This window comes from Methanoregula sp. (assembly GCF_028712425.1).
Taxonomy (GTDB): Archaea; Halobacteriota; Methanomicrobia; order Methanomicrobiales; family Methanospirillaceae; genus Methanoregula.
The window spans coordinates 29007-47067 of the sequence record NZ_JAQTQD010000002.1 but is presented as its reverse complement, the minus strand read 5'-3'; the positions used below and the strand labels follow the sequence as shown (position 1 = coordinate 47067).

The 18061-nt window shown below is 55.6% G+C and carries 21 protein-coding genes; 8 read left to right on the top strand and 13 right to left on the bottom strand.

Features of this window, described 5'->3' with window-relative positions; genetic code table 11:
* Positions 1-273: 273 nt before the first annotated feature.
* Positions 274-864, top strand: a complete 591-nt coding sequence (locus PHF39_RS01150; protein WP_300219321.1) for an acetate uptake transporter — start codon at positions 274-276, stop codon at positions 862-864.
* 7 nt (positions 865-871) lie between these two features.
* Here PHF39_RS01150 and PHF39_RS01145 read toward each other — a convergent pair whose 3' ends face one another.
* Positions 872-1387: a GNAT family protein gene (locus PHF39_RS01145; protein WP_300219319.1), complete on the bottom strand. Its 516-nt coding sequence runs from the start codon at positions 1385-1387 to the stop codon at positions 872-874.
* 87 nt (positions 1388-1474) lie between these two features.
* Between PHF39_RS01145 and PHF39_RS01140 the strand changes: the two genes are divergently transcribed.
* Positions 1475-2581: a class I SAM-dependent methyltransferase gene (locus PHF39_RS01140; protein ID WP_300219317.1), complete on the top strand. Its 1107-nt coding sequence runs from the start codon at positions 1475-1477 to the stop codon at positions 2579-2581.
* A 3-nt stretch (positions 2582-2584) separates the two neighbouring features.
* On the opposite strand, the gene PHF39_RS01135 is transcribed toward PHF39_RS01140, so the two are convergent.
* The 3 genes from PHF39_RS01135 to PHF39_RS01125 form a co-directional block, all read right to left on the bottom strand.
* Complete coding sequence (locus PHF39_RS01135; protein ID WP_300219315.1) at positions 2585-3454, bottom strand: RsmD family RNA methyltransferase; 870 nt, start codon at positions 3452-3454, stop codon at positions 2585-2587.
* Positions 3455-3507: 53 nt separating this feature from the next.
* Entirely contained in the window at positions 3508-3732 is a 225-nt protein-coding gene (locus tag PHF39_RS01130; protein ID WP_015286179.1) for a hypothetical protein, read from the bottom strand.
* Positions 3733-3833: 101 nt separating this feature from the next.
* Positions 3834-4820: a PEGA domain-containing protein gene (locus PHF39_RS01125; protein ID WP_300219314.1), complete on the bottom strand. Its 987-nt coding sequence runs from the start codon at positions 4818-4820 to the stop codon at positions 3834-3836.
* 233 nt (positions 4821-5053) lie between these two features.
* On the opposite strand from PHF39_RS01125, the gene PHF39_RS01120 reads away from it, so the two are divergent.
* Positions 5054-5389 carry an STAS domain-containing protein gene (locus tag PHF39_RS01120; protein ID WP_300219312.1) on the top strand — a complete coding sequence of 112 codons (336 nt, stop codon included), beginning with the start codon at positions 5054-5056 and terminating at the stop codon, positions 5387-5389.
* 73 nt (positions 5390-5462) lie between these two features.
* Here the strand turns inward: PHF39_RS01120 and PHF39_RS01115 are convergent, their stop codons facing one another.
* From PHF39_RS01115 to PHF39_RS01100, 4 genes are all read right to left on the bottom strand, one after another.
* Positions 5463-5795, bottom strand: coding sequence for a hypothetical protein (locus PHF39_RS01115; protein WP_300219310.1), 333 nt, complete (start codon positions 5793-5795; stop codon positions 5463-5465).
* 67 nt (positions 5796-5862) lie between these two features.
* Complete coding sequence (locus PHF39_RS01110; protein ID WP_015286184.1) at positions 5863-5988, bottom strand: hypothetical protein; 126 nt, start codon at positions 5986-5988, stop codon at positions 5863-5865.
* A 110-nt stretch (positions 5989-6098) separates the two neighbouring features.
* Positions 6099-6764 (bottom strand): metal-dependent hydrolase, encoded by a 666-nt coding sequence (locus PHF39_RS01105; protein WP_300219306.1) that lies wholly within the window; start codon positions 6762-6764, stop codon positions 6099-6101.
* A 107-nt stretch (positions 6765-6871) separates the two neighbouring features.
* The gene (locus PHF39_RS01100; protein WP_300219304.1) at positions 6872-7480 is read right to left on the bottom strand and encodes a response regulator receiver protein; all 609 of its coding nucleotides are present in this window, start codon (positions 7478-7480) and stop codon (positions 6872-6874) included.
* Positions 7481-7751: 271 nt separating this feature from the next.
* Here PHF39_RS01100 and glyS point away from each other — a divergent pair, with 271 nt between their 5' ends.
* Entirely contained in the window at positions 7752-9473 is a 1722-nt protein-coding gene (glyS, locus tag PHF39_RS01095) for a glycine--tRNA ligase (protein ID WP_300219302.1), read from the top strand.
* A 362-nt stretch (positions 9474-9835) separates the two neighbouring features.
* The gene (locus PHF39_RS01090) at positions 9836-12079 is read left to right on the top strand and encodes a DEAD/DEAH box helicase (RefSeq protein ID WP_300219300.1); all 2244 of its coding nucleotides are present in this window, start codon (positions 9836-9838) and stop codon (positions 12077-12079) included.
* A gap of 22 nt (positions 12080-12101) precedes the next feature.
* Here PHF39_RS01090 and PHF39_RS01085 read toward each other — a convergent pair whose 3' ends face one another.
* Positions 12102-12917, bottom strand: a complete 816-nt coding sequence (locus PHF39_RS01085; protein ID WP_300219298.1) for a hypothetical protein — start codon at positions 12915-12917, stop codon at positions 12102-12104.
* A 523-nt stretch (positions 12918-13440) separates the two neighbouring features.
* A complete protein-coding gene (locus tag PHF39_RS01080) occupies positions 13441-14316 on the bottom strand; it encodes a hypothetical protein (RefSeq protein ID WP_300219297.1) in 876 nt (291 codons plus the stop codon).
* A 167-nt stretch (positions 14317-14483) separates the two neighbouring features.
* On the opposite strand from PHF39_RS01080, the gene PHF39_RS01075 reads away from it, so the two are divergent.
* On the top strand, positions 14484-14951 hold the full coding sequence (locus tag PHF39_RS01075) for a hypothetical protein (protein WP_300219295.1): 468 nt from the start codon (positions 14484-14486) through the stop codon (positions 14949-14951).
* A 63-nt stretch (positions 14952-15014) separates the two neighbouring features.
* Here PHF39_RS01075 and PHF39_RS01070 read toward each other — a convergent pair whose 3' ends face one another.
* A complete protein-coding gene (locus tag PHF39_RS01070; protein WP_300219294.1) occupies positions 15015-15482 on the bottom strand; it encodes an Sjogren's syndrome/scleroderma autoantigen 1 family protein in 468 nt (155 codons plus the stop codon).
* An 83-nt stretch (positions 15483-15565) separates the two neighbouring features.
* Between PHF39_RS01070 and PHF39_RS01065 the strand changes: the two genes are divergently transcribed.
* Positions 15566-15829: a UPF0147 family protein gene (locus tag PHF39_RS01065; RefSeq protein ID WP_300219292.1), complete on the top strand. Its 264-nt coding sequence runs from the start codon at positions 15566-15568 to the stop codon at positions 15827-15829.
* A 66-nt stretch (positions 15830-15895) separates the two neighbouring features.
* On the opposite strand, the gene PHF39_RS01060 is transcribed toward PHF39_RS01065, so the two are convergent.
* The gene (locus PHF39_RS01060) at positions 15896-16237 is read right to left on the bottom strand and encodes a hypothetical protein (protein WP_300219290.1); all 342 of its coding nucleotides are present in this window, start codon (positions 16235-16237) and stop codon (positions 15896-15898) included.
* A 128-nt stretch (positions 16238-16365) separates the two neighbouring features.
* Positions 16366-17016: a DUF2115 domain-containing protein gene (locus tag PHF39_RS01055; protein ID WP_300219288.1), complete on the bottom strand. Its 651-nt coding sequence runs from the start codon at positions 17014-17016 to the stop codon at positions 16366-16368.
* Positions 17017-17128: 112 nt separating this feature from the next.
* Here PHF39_RS01055 and PHF39_RS01050 point away from each other — a divergent pair, with 112 nt between their 5' ends.
* Positions 17129-18046 (top strand): DUF475 domain-containing protein, encoded by a 918-nt coding sequence (locus PHF39_RS01050; RefSeq protein ID WP_300219286.1) that lies wholly within the window; start codon positions 17129-17131, stop codon positions 18044-18046.
* Positions 18047-18061: the final 15 nt, after the last annotated feature.

Genomic DNA, 18061 nt, shown 5'->3' with positions numbered 1-18061 from the left:
CCCTTCAGCAACGGGGAAAAGCCCCCTCGATTTTTCCCGCAAATACTCCATTTTGGTGCATATCAGTGGCTCATAAAAACACGATGGTGCCTTTTTCCCTACCATTTCAGGAATGGTTATGCCACTCGAACAAAAGTGGTGCACCACAGTGCAAATAAATGATGGCGTTTTTAACAGAGAACACCATATTTTGTAGGATGTGGTGCACAAATCTCAATATAATCCAGCAATCTGGTGCATTTCCGGGGTTTTCAGCCATCACATGAGGTTATCATGCAGCATATGGAAGAAGTAAACAGGAACAATATTTTCATGATGGACAACACCGCCAACCCGGCCCCGCTTGGGCTGTGCGCTTTCGGTATGACGACCATCCTCTTGAGCCTGCACAATGCAGGATTCACCGGCCTCTCGAGCCCGATTGTCGCAATGGCGCTCCTGTATGGCGGCGTGGCCCAGTCCGTTGTCGGTGTCATGGAATGGAAGAAGAAGAACACCTTCGGCATGCTGACTTTTGGCAGCTTTGGGATCTTCTGGATCACCTTTGCCGTGATCCTGATGCTGCCCGCTCTCTCGCTTGCAAAAGCCCCGTCACCGGTGGAACTGGCGGCATTCCTTGCTATCTGGGGAATCTTCGCCCTCGGCCTCTTCATCTGCACGCTCAAGATGCACCGCCTTCTCCAGGTCACCCTTGCTTTCGTGGTGATCCTTGTCGCACTCCTGGTTGCAGCACATCTGACCGCGAACCCGCTCATCCTCACGCTGGGAGGCATCTCCGGCCTGATCGCGGGCGGCCTTGCGCTCTACATGGGCATGGGGCAGACCATCAACGAGATCTTCGGGAGCCGCGTCCTCCCGGTCTGATCTTTTTTTACCGGAACCGGACAAACATTACCTCGTCCATTGTCACACCGTTCTTCGTAACCGCGTCCTTGTGGATCGCCTCGCGGATAAACCCGCACTTTTCCAGCACCTGCATAGATGCCGGGTTATTCGAGAAGATTCCTGCCTGGATCCGTACGATGTCATACCGGTCGAATGCCACAGGGACGATGGCCCGGACTGCATCAGTCACAATACCCCTGCCCCAGTACGGCTCCGCAAGCCAGTACCCGATCTCCGCTGTCCTGTGATAAACATCCTCCAGCGGGTGGATCCCGATCGCGCCGCAGGCCTGTGCATCCACTTCAATGGCTAAGATAAGGTTCCGGCTTTCGGGTGCGGTTGCCTGTGTGATGAAGCGCTCCGCATCACCAGAAGTATAGAGGGAGGGAAAGCCATCCCGCAGGGTGGCGGCAATACGGGGATTGTTCGCGAACCGGACAAGGGATGAGACATCGTCCGCTGACCAGTCACGGAGGATTGCCGAAGGTGTTATGATCTGCACAGGAAAACCTCGTTTCTTAGCATTTGGCCTGCATCTGCAATTACCCTGACGGGCACGGGCATGCCCATGCATCACCAGCTATTTACCATGGCAAAGAGACCGTTCTTTAAAAAGGACTCAACCCGCATGTTATTCCTCTCGGAAACGGAGAAGGCTGAATGGCGCCGGTATGCCCGCGAGATTGCCGACAGTCCCACAGCCCCGGCAGAGTATGAAGGCCGGATCCGGAAAAACCTGGTCCCGGCATTCGATTACTATATCGCAGTCGACCTTGCCGGCCGGGGCGAGAGCCGTCGCGCCGTGGAATGGCTGGAAGCGGCCACGCTCGCCGAGGAGGACGACCTCTTCTCCGCAGCGTTCCTCTTAAGTTTCCTCTCGCGGCACAACGGCACCCTCATCCCGCCCGCAACGGCATTCGAGGACCCGCGCCCGTTCCTCCATTTTGCCAGCGTCCCGGTGATGAAAGCGGCACGACAGCAGCTCGTAAAGCAGTTTGCCCACAGCCTCCCTGCCTTCGACAACCCGGTGCGGTTCATTGACATCGGTTGCGGAGACGGATCCCTTACAGCAATGGTCCTCTCCCAACTGCTGGAGACCGGTAAAGCCGATGCCATTGGCGAAGTGCTCCTCATAGATGCCTCCCCGGCAATGATCGCCCTTGCCAAAAATACCGTCGGAGACCAGTTCCCGGATACACGGATCGTGACCGAGAATTCCCGGATACAGGACTGCTCCGCATCCATCCGTACCCGGTACGATATCGCCATGAGCTCCCTTGCTTACCACCACATGCCGGTAGAAGACAAGAGGCTCCACCTCCTGCGGCTCAAGCCCTGGATCGACCATTTCCTCCTCTTTGAGATGGACGCCGACAACGACACCTCCGAACTCGCCACGCCGGAACTTGCCCTCTCGGTATACCAGTCATACAGCAGGATCATGGACTTTGTCTATTCCCATGATGCACCGGTCGACATTGTCACGGACTGCATCGACTCCTTCCTCATGACCGAGGTTGTCTCGCTCCTCACCCGGCCACGGGGAGAGCGCACGGAGTACCACATGCTCCGGAGCCAGTGGCACGACCTGTTCCGTTCCTCCCTATACCCGGAGTTTGCCGTCTGTTCCGACTCCACGTGCTATGCCGACGAGTACATGACGCTCTTTACCCTCCATTATGGCAGGAAGAAGTAACCGTCACCCCGTCTTCACCAGGTCGAAAACCCAGCGCTTGATCCCCGGCGCGACATTGCCGCACTCGTCATGGAACGTGAGGGCGAATCCCTTTTTCTCAAGCGCCTCCACGAGCGCCGGCATTCCGTTCTTCGGCCCGAACGCGTAGAAGTGGATCATGCCGTCGCGGGCTGCAAACGGGGCGAAGATATCCAGGCTGTCCTTCATGCCATAGGGCGTGGGGATGATGATCCGGTCAAATCGCTTCCCCAGAAGGTGCCCCGTATCCGTTGCATCGCCAAGAATTGCCATCACTGAATCATCGACATGGTTCAGGATGATATTCTCCCGGAGCCAGCCGTACGCCTCAGGGTTCTTCTCGATTGCAGTGACCCGGCCGCCCCGGGCAGCTGCCGGAATGGCAAACGGCCCCACACCGCAGAACGGCACGAGGACCGTCTCGCCGGGCTCCACCTGTTCCGTGACCCGTCTCCGCTCATAGGCCATACGGCTGGTGAAGAAGACTTTCGTAACATCGAAACGGTACTGGAAACCGAACTCGCGGTACCGGGTGAGTGTTGTCTCCCCGGCAAGAATCTCAAAGGATGCGGTCCGTGCATCCGATCCAACCTTCTGCACTTTGTTGAGGACCGTGTACACGTTCTTCCGGGTGGACAGGATAGTTTTTGCAACCAGCGGTTTGTAGGCATCCATCTCCGGGGGGACCGAAACAATGGCAACGTCCCCCACCACATCGAAGCGGCCGGAAAACCGGCGGAGTGCGTCATCGGGTACCCGGCCTTTGAGGTGGTCCTTGAGCCGCATCGTCAGAAGGTATTCAGCATGAATCCCTATAAACCCGTTCCCGAACAGGAGGAAGTATCGCGTACGCACTAATCGATTACCCGCTATCGGAGACCGTCATGCAGCCGATGGATTAAAAAGAATCAGGGGAATGCAGGGGCCGGCGGCTGCAGGGCAAACCAGGTGAGAAGCGCGATATACACGAGCGCAAAGAAGAGGACGAGGGCAAGGTTGACGCGCTTGTCCTCTGCCGTCATTGCCGACCAGGCCGGTTTCTGCCGCTTCGCCGCGTAACCGATAATAAGGCCGGTGATGGTGCCGGCAAGCGTGCCGAGGGCGACAATATTCAGGATTACGAACGTCTCCATGGTCTCTCCTAACCGGTTGCCTGTTGACGAATATTAATCCTGTTACAGCCATGCGGGCGGGATACCCAGTGTCACACGAAAAAGGAGAGAAGGAGATGCATTCATTTATTCTTTGACCGGAGACGGATGACCGCAAGAGCTGCACACGAAAGACCGGCAAGAGTTGCTATCACAAGCCCCGGTGTCCTGATCGGAAGGGCCTGCAGCGGGGAGACCGGGGACAGGGTGAGGGAAACCGGGGTAGTAAGCCCCGCTTCAACAGAGACCTGCTGCTGCACGGTGACATATCCTTCTTTTACGACCGTCAGGTTATGCCCGCCCGGCAGTACGTTGATGAGCGTGACCGGTGCAATCCCGGCAACCGCACCGTCCAGCAGGATCTGTGCCCCTTCAGGGGTTGTATTGACCACAAGCGTGCCGCGCTCAGGAGGGAGGTATGCCGTCACAGTAGCCTCCGCGCCATTGGTGAGCTCGACCACGGTAGAATACGGCATGTACCCGAACATCGTTACATTGATGGTATAGGTTCCCGGGTAGAGGTTCCCGACAGTAAGCGGTGTCTTTCCCTTGTACTCGCCATTCACGACAACGGAACAGTCAGCGGGCTCGGACGTGATGACAAGAGAGCAGGACGGGGATGCAGCCCCTGTCGTTATTCCGCCGGAGATGCCGGCCGAGAGTCCCGGCTTTCCCAGCGTGACAGAGATGGTGCCATACTCGGCATTCCGGAGATTGGAGCGGTCGTTTGGCCCGTTCACGACCCAGACCGTATACGTGCCGTCGTCAAGGCGCCCGTTGACGTTGCCGGTATGCCACTTGTAGCTCCAGCTGTCGTCCCCCATCACCTGGACGACCGTGAAATGCCCCTCATCGGCTCGCTTGGTGATGTCATTGAGCGCAACGCCATTTGTCGGGAGGTTGGGGCCGGTCAGGAAGAGGTACACCTGGTTGCTCGTAGGCGAATATCCCGAGAGCGGGATGGTCTCCCCGGATACGGCCTCGATGCCTGCTGCCGATACTGTCGCGGCAAAAAAGAGGCACGCAACCAGGACAAGTACCGGACTGCGGATTTTTCGTGCGATTGCCATAGGATGTACAGCAGTTGGACGCACCCCACGATAATCCTTACAACCGGGCGGCAGGCATTGTGGGCCGATCCCACCAGATGAAATGGGCCCCCATGGACCCGAAACAGGCGGAGATGGACGGGGTACGGTGAACCGGATACCTGCGCCCCTGCACGACAACCACGGCACAATCGCACGGATCAAGAGCGTCGATATTATCAGGTCACGGAAAATATCTTCAAACGCTGATACCTATGGCACTGGAAGTCTCCCGTGAGAATGATACCGTCATTATCGTGATGCCACCGCGGTTTGATGCAAACAATGCACCGGATATCGAAACGGAGATCAAGACACTGCTGGCAGGAAAACCTGCAAAACTCGTGATGGACTTTTCTGCAACGGACTATATCGCCAGCGCCGGCCTCCGCATCCTTCTTGTCGTTACCCGTGACCAGATGAAGGCAGGAGGAAAAGTTGCCCTTGCCGGGATCCGGCCGCAGGTTCTCAAGGTCTTTGAAATGGCGGGATTCACCAGCATCTTCATGATCTGCGCGAACCGCGATGAAGCGATACGGAAGATCTCCTGATATTCCATAGTATCGCGCCGTAAGGAATAAGCACTATTGGCAAGGGATCCGGGGGAGAGCCCCGGATTTCCGCTCACTTTTTCTCGTCCGGTACGGTTTCGCCCTTGAAATAATCCACCCATGCCTGGCGCGTCTCTTTCTGCAGGAGGGTGCTCTTAAGGTTGAGCCAGAGGGCGACGATAACAAGTACGTAGGCAAGCGTCCGGATAACAATCAGGGGAAGTTCCAGTGATGCGGCAATACCGGCGATCGTTGCTGCATGCGAGATCCCAAAAAGCCCGAATGCAGCACCGATGAACGCAGGGAGCCGCTCCCCGCTCTTTTTGAAACAGAGGAAACCCAGAATAACAATGACAATACACAGGATAAGGTTAACAAACGGGATGGACAACAGTTGCAGGACCATGATTCTGACCCATATTGAGATGGGAACGGGAGAGGTATAAAAAATTGCGATTGTACCCCAGTAGGGATCAGAGCGGCTGCTCCCAGGTATGGCCACAGTCTGAGCAGACGCAGACGACAATGGTCTTGTCATTGACCGTCTTGCAGTCAGTCCATTCTGTATTCTTGGAACCGCACTTCGGGCAGTTTGACATCTCTCACCCGGCCCGGGAAATATAGGTCATAGTATGTATGGGTATTATTAATAGCTCCGCTTCTGCCACACACAGGGTACGGTGCGGGGGCACCCATTTTTAAAAAGGAATTATTCAGGAGTGATCTCAATGCTCTCGCCCGGGGCCAGGATCCTGACGGCGAGGTCTGTTGTCCGTTCGATGCCATTCTTCAGGACCACCGGATCGGCCTTGATCCGGTCCCAGGTATTGTAATGGATGGGGATGACAATCTTTGCGCCGATGAAGTTTGCCGCCATCATGGCCTCGGCAACGCCCATCGTGTACCGCCCGCCGATGGGGAGAAGCGCAACATCGGGATGGTACAGATCCCCGATCAGTTTCATGTCAGAGAAGAGGCCGGTGTCCCCGGCATGGTAGACCTTCACGCCATCCATACCGATAACGAATCCCGCCGGCGCACCGCCCGAGAAACCCTCGCCGGCCTCCACGATAAAGGTCGAGTGGAGTGCCGCGGTCATCGTGAACGATACCCCGTCGACAACCTGGGTACCGCCAATGTTCATGCCCTCGACCGGGACTCCCTTCCCCTTCAGGTACTTTGCTATCTCCGTGATCGCGACCGTCTTTTTCCCAATCGCCACCGCCTCTCCCATGTGGTCGTCATGCCCGTGGGTTACGGCCACGAGGTCGGGAGAGGTGCCGGCAACGCTCCCGCCTTCGATAAAGGGATCGATCAGGACCTTTTTTGATCCGGTCAAAAGGACGCAGGAATGGCCAAGCCAGGTGATTTGCATATATGCAGATCAGACTCCTCACGAATGAACCTTGCCCTGAAATGGTAAGGGGTGCGCGAGAGCTGTCTTTAGAAAAATGGATGACTGGTGTGCCGGGAGCCCGGCTGTTATGTAACATCTATCAGTTCGGCTTCGGTGATGTCGATCGATTCGCCGAGGCTGTCGGCCGTGGCGCTCCGGGTCATCTGCTCGGAGAGGTCGCGGTCTTCCATGACATCGCGTATCCGGTCGATGTAGGGATCGATGGTCGGGTCTTCCTGCTCCTCGATCACGTGCCGGTACTCGCGGAGGGTGGAGGGGCTGACGCCGAGTTCCTCGGAGACCTCCTTCATGGTCTTGCCGGACTCGATCAGCGCCTCCATCTGCTCCTTATCAAAGGGCATCCGGAAGTCGAGGTCCCGGAAGAGCTTGAGCCGGACCCGGGCCCGGGCTACCGTCTTGCTGAGTTTCTCGTCACCGAGCTCGCGGGCGATCTCGGTGTCGTTCTTGCCAGCATAGAACGATGTGACAAGCTTTGCGAGCTGGATCGGTTTTAAAGAGGTCTTGAAGATCCCCTGTTCGATGATCTCCCTCATCACGAGGGCGACCTCGCGTTCGATCGCATCGCTGTCCCTCAGCGTGCCATGGATATTCTTCATGGGCTCGACAATCTTGGTCTTGCCCGACATGGAACTGAAGAGTTTCAACAGGTGTGCCTTTCGTTTGTCTTCGGTCATTGCATACCCCGTATTGGGATTAGGATATACAATACTTCGTCAACTATTTAATGCTATCTTTACGGCCCGTTTGACCAAAAGACGTATAAATCAGACTCGGTTCGATCTGGTGCATTGATGCCAGTTGTGTCGGTTTTCTCTGATCCACCCGGTTTTTTTCTCCATCTGTCCAAGGAGGCATGATCCCTTACCCTGCCAGAAGAGAGTATCAGAGTCTTTTTGTCGCCACCCGGTCTATATTATGGAAGAAATTAGCAGCTCCGTGATCCTTATGAGTGATGTTTTTGAAAACGTGATGGAACTTGCCAGACGGAGGGGTTTCATCTGGCCAACCTCCGAGTGTTATGGTGCCGTGGCAGGTTTTATTGACTACGGCCCGCTCGGGGCGATGATGAAACGGCGCATCGAGAATATCTGGCGGGACTTTTACGTTATCCGCGAAGGGTACTACGAGATCGAGTGCCCGACGATTGCGCAGGAAGCCGTCTTTATCGCCTCCGGCCATGTTGCCGGGTTTGCCGACAAGATGTGCCAGTGCCCTCATTGTAAGGAATACCTGCGGGCCGACCATGTTGCCGAAGGCGGCGGGATCCAGAACGCCTCCACGATGAAGAACGAGGACCTCGCATCGGTCCTCGCCACCTGCAAGTGCCTTGCCTGCGAGGAAGTCCTCGGAAACGTCGAGGTCTTCGGGTTCAACCTGATGTTCAGGACCACTATAGGCCCCGGTTCCCAGCGGGTCGGCTACCTCCGCCCCGAGACGGCGCAGGGGATGTTCGTGGACTTTTCCCGGCTCCTCCGGTTCTACCGCGACAAGCTTCCGTTCGGCGCCGTCCAGATCGGTAAGTCGTACCGCAACGAGATCTCCCCCCGCCAGGGAATGATCCGGCTCCGCGAGTTCACGCAGGCCGAGGCCGAGATCTTTGTCCACCCGGACGAGAAGAACAAGCACCCCCGGTTCTCCCGCTACGCAAACTACGGCATGCCGCTCCTTACCTATGTCCAGCAACAGAAGGGCGGGGAAGCGGTCACCATGACCATGCAGGAGGCCGTTGAAAAGGGCGTGATTGCAAACCAGTATCTCGCCTACTACGTTGCATTGACACACGAGATGCTCGTCTCCATCGGGATCAAACCAGAACGGCTCCGCTTCCGCCAGCACCTCCCGGATGAGCGGGCGCATTACGCAACCGACTGCTGGGACGCCGAGATCCGGTCCGACCGCTTCGGCTGGGTCGAGACAGTAGGCCTTGCCGACCGCACGGACTACGACCTCAATGCCCACGCCAAGGAAAGCGGCACCCCGATGACGGTCTTCATCCAGTACGCTGAACCGCGGAAAGTCCCCCGCCGGCGGATTGTCCCGAACATGGGCGTGCTTGGCAAGCAGTACCGTGACAAGGCCAAGACGATCTTTGCCGCGCTCGCGGAGTCGATCCCGGAGAAAGGCGGGGTCGATGTGGAAGTCGACGGGGAAATAATCCATATCCCTCCTGACCTGTATGAAGTGAAGGACGAGATCGTGGACATCCGCGGCGAGGACATCGTCCCGCACGTGGTCGAACCCAGTTACGGAATCGACCGTATGTGTTATGCAGTGCTCGAACAGGCGTACGACGAGGACGAAGCAGATGGCGAGAAACGGACCGTCATGCGGTTCTCCCCGAAAGTTGCCCCGGTCCAGGTCGCGGTCTTCCCGCTCATGACCCGCGACGGTCTCGACACCATCGCCGACACTATCACGAAGTCGCTCCACAAAAAGGGCCTGCTCGCGGAATACGACGACAGTGGCGCCATCGGCCGGCGCTACCGCAGGCAGGACGAAATTGGGACGCCGTTTGCGGTGACGGTTGATTACGATACGAAAGAGAACAATACTGTTACACTCCGCGACCGGGATTCGATGAAGCAGGTGAGGATTGCTATCGACAAGCTGCCGGAGACGCTGAGTGCACTCGTTGAGGGCGATGTGAAGTTTGGGGAACTGGGTTAACCAACCTCCACTATTATCAGTGATGGGGGCTGATGCCCCCATACCCCAATTATGATGGCTGCCGCCAAAGTCGAAGGCTGAGGCCTTCTCATGGTAATCCTCGCTGATGCGACGATTACCTCCCCGAAGGGCGCCCCGCGGCGGCCTCAATTACCTGCTTGAGATTGTGTAAGATAATTTGCCCAGCGAGGGCCCGGCAGGCGCCCGAGCGACCCCCGAAGGGGGTGGGAATGCTCACAATATCGCGGAGGTTTTGTGCCATTCAATTTTTCAAGATTAACAAACACCCTCCTACACAATTCCACTTTCCCCTCCTCCACAATCCCCTTATAACCCGGGCAGACCAATCCTCTCATCAGAAAATGGCATTTATCAGCCACCCGATGGTGAAACCTGAAAGCATCGACAAGCGCGAGTACCAGCTCTCCATCGCAATGAAGGCACTGGACGCCAACACCATGGTGATTCTCCCCACCGGCCTTGGGAAGACTGCCGTCTCCCTGCTCGTTGCCGCATCCCGGCTCTATAACGAGGGGGGCCGGGTGCTGATGCTCGCCCCGACAAAACCTCTCGTGGATCAGCACCTCCGCTACTTTGAGGGATACCTGCTCGCAAAGAGCCCGGAAGGATCGGATACATCACCGTTTGTGATGTTCACAGGAGAAGCCCCACCTGATGAGCGGACCGCTGACTGGAACCGGGCTTCCGTCATCCTTGCAACCCCTCAGGTGATCAAAAACGACCTGATCGCCGGGCGTTACACGCTCTCCGATGTGTCACTCCTCATCGTGGATGAATGTCACCGGGCCGTGGGGAACTATGCGTATGTCTTCCTTGCGCAACGCTACATGGCGACAGCCGATAAACCCCTCATCCTCGCGATGACCGCGTCACCGGGCGGGGCGCAGGAGAAGGTGCAGGAAGTTTGCGCAAACCTCGCGATCGCCCATGTCGAGACACGGACCGAGAACGACCCGGATGTCCGGCCCTACGTCTTCGAACGCGAACTCGAATACATCTCCATCGACCTCCCCCCGGACCTGAAAGCAGCAATCCAGACCATCAACGCCCTCATCGAAGACCGGCTCGGGGTCCTTGCCTCGCTTCACTTTTCCGTGCCGAAGCGGGAGAAACTCTCGATGCGGGAACTCTCGGCCATCAATGCCCAGATCCAGCAGCGGATCGCAAACCGCGACTCGGCCGCATTCTCCGCAGCGTCTGTGTATGCCGAGCTTATGAAACTAAAACACGCAATCACCCTCGCTGAATCGCAGGGAAGTGAGGTGCTCAAAGGGTACCTGGCGAAACTCTACGCTGAAGGGACAGGAGCCGGCGGCAGTAAGGCCAGCCAGCGTCTCGTGCAGGACCGGTCGTTCCGCGAACTTTTCGAACGCTCGGTTGAGTGGACCCGTGAGCTTCACCCGAAGCCTGAGGTAGCCCTCGGCCTTGTCCGGCAGCAGCTTACAGATTCCCCCAACAGCCGGATTATCATCTTCGCCACTTACCGGGATACCGTGCAGCTCCTCGTGGACTTCCTTGCAAAGCACGGGATCGAGAGCGAACGGTTTGTCGGACAGGCAACAAAAGATGCGGAGAAGGGCCTCTCGCAGAAGAAGCAGATCGCAGCCCTCACCCGGTTCCGTGAGGGGGAGTTCAAGGTGCTGGTCGCGACCTCAGTCGGCGAGGAGGGACTCGATGTCCCCTCAACCGACCTCGTCATATTCTACGAGGCAGTCCCGTCCGAGATCCGGTCCATCCAGCGCAAAGGGAGGACCGGCCGCTCGGGAGCGGGGCGAGTCGTCGTCCTGGTCACCAAGGGTACGTCCGACGAAGTCTTCCGGCACGTCAGCACGGCCAAAGAGAAGATGATGCATAAGAGCATGCGCTCCCTCAACGCAGCGCTCTCCACCCCCCGCGAGATCCCGCTTGCCGTGGAACAGGCAAGCATCGAAGAGTTCACCCCGCAGGGCATAAAGATCGTCATCGACGACCGCGAGACTTCGTCAAAAGTAGTCGAGGTCCTCTCAACCATGGGGGCCGCCATCCGGCTCGAACGCCTCCCGCAGGGGGACTATGCCATCGGTGACCGGATCCTTGTCGAACGGAAGACCGCAAAAGATTTCGCCGACACGCTCATCAACCGTGACCTTCTCGGTCAGCTCAAGGCCATGGCCGATGCCGTCCCCCGCCCGGTCCTGATTGTCGAGGGCGGCGATATCTTCACCCAGCGCGATATCAACCCGAACGCCATCCGGGGCGTCCTCTCCGCGATTACCATCGACCTCGGGATCACCCTGCTCTTCACGAAGGACGAACAGGACACCGCCCAGATGCTGTACGTCATCGCGAAGCGCGAAGAAGGGGAACGGGGCGAGCGCAAGATGCACCCGCACAAGGTTCAGCGTTCGATGAAAGAGGAGCAGGAGTATGTTGTCTCGGCGTTCCCGGAGATTGGGCTGAAGAACGCCCGGCTGCTCCTTGCGCATTTCGGGTCAGTGCAGGGTATTGTGAATGCTTCGTTAGAAGAACTGATGGCGGTGCAGGGAATTGGGGAGAAGACGGCGGGGCGGGTGTATCAGGTGAGCCGGAGGGAGTATGAGAGATAAACTATTTTATTAACAGAAACGATTATTTTCCAATTTTCGCACGCATCTGATGATATAGTATTCCCATTTTCTTCCTTGCATCTAAAGCCATTTCGATATATCCCATCAATATACTGAAAATAATTGCTACTAACAGGCCAAGTAAAAAACCAGTAGCAGCACCATTTAGTATTAATCCCAAGGCATGTGGTTCCGATTCATATGGGAGTGGGATAGTTGCACAAGAGTTGATAAAATCTTGTATTATGGGAATGAATACCACTAACACAAAAATTGTAATAAATAGAATTATCGCCAGTGTCCCAATTCGGTGCCTCCTTTCTCTCGTACTATCAATATCTCGAAGAAAATAATAGAAAATTTCAAGATAGATGATGAACACCAAATGCGCTGCAACAATAAGCGAAATCAGATTAATCCATTCTTTTGCAATAAACACAAAAATGAGAATCGCAAACACCCAGAAATACAGTAAAAGAAAAAGCAATATTTTGATCGAGAAACCATGTTTGGCGACTTTTACAAGTTCAAAAATTAACATTCCAAGCAACACAATGAAAAATAGTAATCCAATGAATAATCCAATTTGAAGAACTGTTGTAAAAGAAATCCCTATGAAGGTTTGAGTTAGAAAATCTTTGTTACTTGGTTCATTTATGATATTTACAATATAGAAAATAATCGCTCCTAATATTCCTAAAAGAGCGAATGAGTGAAAGAAATATCTTATAAATGAAAAAATTGTTGCCTTTTCAATATTAGGTAAATATTCCCCGCACCAATCACAATATGTTTCAGAGTTGGATTTTTCTCCTCCACAATTTCGACACTTTTTCATAAGTCAAAGAATATTTTTAAATGAATCAAATAATGTTTTTGGTCTTTCTCAAAATTACGATGCCTACCGCCGCCCCCGCGGGGGCACTCCCGCGGCGGCCTCAATTACCTGCAATCAAGAATACTGGTAATCTGCCCAGGCGCGACCCGACGAGGCGTCGCGCCGACCCCCGTAGGGGATGGGAAGGCTCGTTCCACTTTTAGAGAGGAACCATAATATCTGAAGCGTATCAGACCCACCATTTTTCAAATTCGACAAGTCATCAGACTTGGAGGATGGGAAGAACCATCAGGTTCTTCGAACACAATCAGACTCTGCTGAAAAATTTTCAATCGCGATCAAACCCGCGCCCGAAAATTTTTCATCGACCCCTGCCTGTTTGTTCGAAACCCTCACGCCGGTACCCGCAAAAAATTGTCGGATAATCATATTGATTGTCGGTTAATTATCCGATAATCGGGACACTTACTGACACATGGTTTTCGCGATGAAAAATTTTTCATCGCGATCTCCCGGAAAAATTTCACGCATCCGGTCCGGCATCCAGCCCCTCCAGCTCCTGCTTCACGCTGCTGCCAAGGGATGGATCCGCATAAAACCGGAATGCTGTCTCGCCAAGTTCCGTGATCCGGTATGCTTTTTCTTTCCGGTTTTCTCCTTCTTGTCCCTCTTCAATAAAACCTGCCTTCCGGAGCGTTGTAAGAAATGTTGAAAATGTTTGCTGCGACAAATTGTTCGCCGGCTTTTGTCCCCTCCTGTACCGTGCCACCGGCGCATCCGGTTGCACCGGCTCAGCCTTCCTTGCCCGCGACCGCAGGTACAGCGGCCAGACCTGCTGGAACAGGTACGACCGTGGAATAAGCAGACCCTCGTTTCCGGGGCCGGCCAACCTCCTCCTGCGGATCAACACCGAGAGGATGGTCGCGTAATTGGGATTTGCCATAATCCCGGTCACGGAAACATTCGGCACCGGCACCCGCTGCGGGGCCTTCCCGTCGAACGCCGAATAAACCTCCGCCCCCACCCACGGCGCAACGGTAAAAAGCGCCATGCAGAGATCCTTTGGCCCGCCGGAAAGGTCGAAGCTGTACCGGGCTAAAGGATGGTTCCGGTGGATCCCTGCCAACGCATTCCGCACGGCAGGATAGACCGGGGAAAAGATGGTCACCCGTTCAAACGGGATCGCAAGCGAGCCGGAGATCTCCTTCACGCCATTGACCGCGTTCCGGGTTGCAGCCCGCTCCTTCGCGAGAGCAGGGTCCTTCGATTCTGTGTATACCTCATCGCTGGCAAGGACATATGTGTGCGAGATGGTGGGCAGGAGACGAAAGACGGCCGGGTATGCAAGGTGGATCCTCTCCCCGGCGCTGATGATGTGGACGTGTTCCTTCCGGTCCATTGATCAGTGTCCGGAGTAGATGGTTAAATGGTTGTTTATCGGAAGTTTTCCGCATGGTTACTCCGTGCATAAAAGGATCATGACCACCGTACAGCAGGTCACTACTATTTAATCCGGAGAGCCGAACTACAATCATGTTTTAAAACGGGAGAAACTGGAGCCGGCACATGAATGGAGTACACAAAGAATCCCATGAGTTACGAAGTCCGGCTACCGCTGATGCGCCCGTACCGGTGAAGCCGACGGGAAAGCTGGAATATGAAGTGCAATGGGATACTCTTTCCCACTTCAGCACGGGACAGGTGATCACCAGCCCGCAGTATGCTTCGGTGAAAGAAGCGTACGACATCAGGATGAAAGACTGGACACCAGCTCCCCCTGCGATTGACGCGATTTATCATATCTCCGGCGGAAAACGGGACCTGATCAAGCGATTTCTGGATGAGAAGCGGTACGTCGTCACCACGGAATACTATCATTACAGTATCAGGGCTCAGGGAAAGAAGGTGGATCCTCTTGCAATCTCCCAGAAGATCCAGGGCATGAATCTGAAATTTATCTGGGTTCACGTTATTGGGGAAACCGGTCCCGACAAGGCGCCCCGTACAATGCGACGGGCCCGGTCACTTCCCTGAAGATCCGGGTATTCCCCATGCGAAGGAAATCTGCCAGGGAAAAAAGAGCATTTGGTTAAAAAATTACAGCCGGCACAAAATCTCGAGCGCCTCGGTCCCTGCCTTCACGGCCTGCATCAGGGTGAGGACATTTTCAGGATCCTTCTCGTTATGGACCCGTTCGCAGAGCGCGTGGATAGTCATTGCCAGCTCCTCGGCGAGCAGACCACCCTCCTCGTCCCCGCAGGTGCAGGACTCCTCGTCATGGTCAACGCCGCACGTACAGCTGTTCGCGTGCCCATGATCATGACTTTGGGCATGGCCGTGCATGGTTGTGGCGGCGGCAGTCGCTGGGGAGGCGGAGGCTGCGGATTTTCGGGAGGGTTCCTTCTTTGCCTCCTTCTCCGTATCCTTCTCTGCGCAGACCACGCAGAGCGTCTTTCCCTTCACCTCGAAGAGCGGGCATCCGCAGGTCTTGCAGGTCTTCTCAAGCATCTTTCCCCCTTTGAGGAGGTATTCGGCCATAATCTCGTCTTCCTTTCTCGCCGTCATGGGATCACCGTCTGGTCCTTATTTAAACTATATATGCCGGTTCCGCATATTAACTACAGGTACACAGGTAAGCAGGCGATACTATGGTAAATGCTGACAAGACAATGGAAAACTGTATCCTGATGCTGCAGCACATCCAGGAAGACAGTTCGATACCGAGAAATATAAGGCGGGTAGCTGACGAGACCCGGACCATGCTTTCAAACAACAACAAGGCGATGGGGCTGCGCGCAGCAGAAGCCATTTCCAAGATTGACGAGATCTCCAACGACCCCAACATGCCCATTCACGCGCGGACCCGGATCTGGGAGCTTGTCTCCCAGCTCGAGACCATCCCGCTGGACTGACACCCCATCACCGTTTTTCCCGCATCCCCTCACGGGGGCGGTTACGTTACCGAAACAACCGGACTCTCATGTCCCTTTCCTGAGCTGTTCCTTGATCTCGCGGATGTCCCGGCGCATCTCGTCCGAGTAGGGCGAGAACCGGTAGCTCAGGTTGTTCTCCATCTGCCAGAACCCGATCTTCTCGTCATAATGCCCGATAAGGTAGCAGACAAGCACATACCCGGGGACCGAGAGCGCGATGACCTCTGGCATGGTCAGCCCGAGGTGGATCCAGAAGAAGTCCTCGAAGAGTTTGGCATTGGCGGTGATGATACCGAAGTTGAGCACGATCTGGGTCCAGGACGTTCCCCGCACGTACCGCTGCTTGAAGAGTGCCAGGGAATAGAGTATCCCGTGGTTTTCCGTCATGGCTACTCATTTTTTCCGGTACGAGAAAGCCTTTCTTGGAACGGAATGGATACACGGGAAACACTGCTGTCGTTGCAAAGGCGCGACAGCCGAAAAAATCGCGGGTATCCGGCGTGGCCCTTATGGATTCACCTTCCCATGCCACCTGCTGATGGACGGGAATTGTCGCGGGCCGGCTCCTCGCTCTGTTTTGCGGGGCAGAAGTTGCAGATAGAGTAAAAGACATCCTTCTCCTTGTCCCGGATCAGGCAGTAATAGTCACTTCCCCGCTGTTCCACGGTGAACCCGCCGGGAAACGGCATGCCCACCGGGTGCCCCGGCTCCTCGAGGACAAACATCGTGAACGCGGCAACAAGGTAATAGAAGAACCGGTTCTTCGGGTTCCGGAAGTACGGGTTCCGCTCGCCTGCATCGTTCCAGGCAAAGAGCCCTGAAGGAAGCATGTCGCAGAAGGCATCGAACCGCTCTAGGTCCCGGATCGAACCGGAGAGCCGGCGAAACGCCCCGCTCCGGTGCATGGAGAGGAGGCGATGATGGGCCAAAAAGAGCTGGTCCCGGAAAAACGGGGCAACGGCTTCGCGGTAGGGTGACGGTAGTTTCTCGATCTCGGCATTCAACCTCCCCCCGATGATCTGGAGGTCGAAGAGGGAGTACTTCTCTGCTTCGGATGCCAGGATCTCGCCGAGTTCCCCCCGAGTGCGGGCGGACTGGAGTCGTTCTGCTATTGCCCGTACATGATCCGGAGTATATTCTTTTTCCTCGGTGGGAAATGCTGTCATTGCTCTCTCCTTTACAGTCATTGACACCGCCAGTGCATAAAAAAACTGGTCTTCCCTGATTATATCCTTCCGGCATCCTTTTTACCTGCCGCTCACCATATGATCCTGATCCATGGATCTCCTCTCCATCGTCCTCATCGTGGCCGGTCTCTGTCTCTTCGAGACCATCACAAGCATTGACAATGCCATCATCAATGCCGAAGTGCTCTCGACCATGAGCGAGCGGGCGAAGCGCTGGTTCCTCCTCTGGGGCCTCATCATCGCCGTCTTTGCCGTCCGTGGCCTCCTGCCCTGGCTGATCGTCTGGCTCTCCTCGCCTGCGCTCGGGCCCGTCGGGGCGTTCATGGCAACCTTCTCAAGCGATCCCGCCGTGATCGCGGCCATTGAAGAATCCGCCCCCATGCTCCTGATGTTCGGCGGGACATTCCTCATCTTTCTCTTCTTCCACTGGCTCTTTTTGGAGCACAAGAACTTCGGCCTCCGGGGCGAACGGTTCTTTGTCCGGCAGGGAGTATGGTTCTTTGCGGTTGTCTCGATCCTCCTGACCGGGCTCGTCTGGTTTGCTCTCGGGAAGAGCACGATGCTTGCGTTTGGTGCCGTCGTCGGGTCGACTGCATTCTTTATTGTCCACGGGTTCCGGCAGAACGCCGAGCAGGCCGAGCAGAAGATGCTGCACGGCGACATGTCGGATGTTTCCAAGATCTTCTATCTTGAAGTGATCGATGCAACCTTCTCGATTGACGGCGTCATCGGGGCGTTCGCCTTCACGATGGCAGTCCCCCTCATCCTTCTCGGCAATGGTCTCGGGGCGTTCGTGGTCCGTGAACTGACGGTAAGAAACGTCGAGAACATAAAGAAGTACCTGTATCTCAAGAACGGGGCGATGTACTCGATCTTCTTCCTTGGTTGCATCATGATCATGGACAGCTTCGGCGTCCACATCCCATTCTGGGTCTCCCCGGCCATCACCTTCGGTATCGTCGGGTTCTTCTATGTAAAATCGGTAAAGGCGATCCCGAAGGCTGCCTGATCAGTATACCTGACA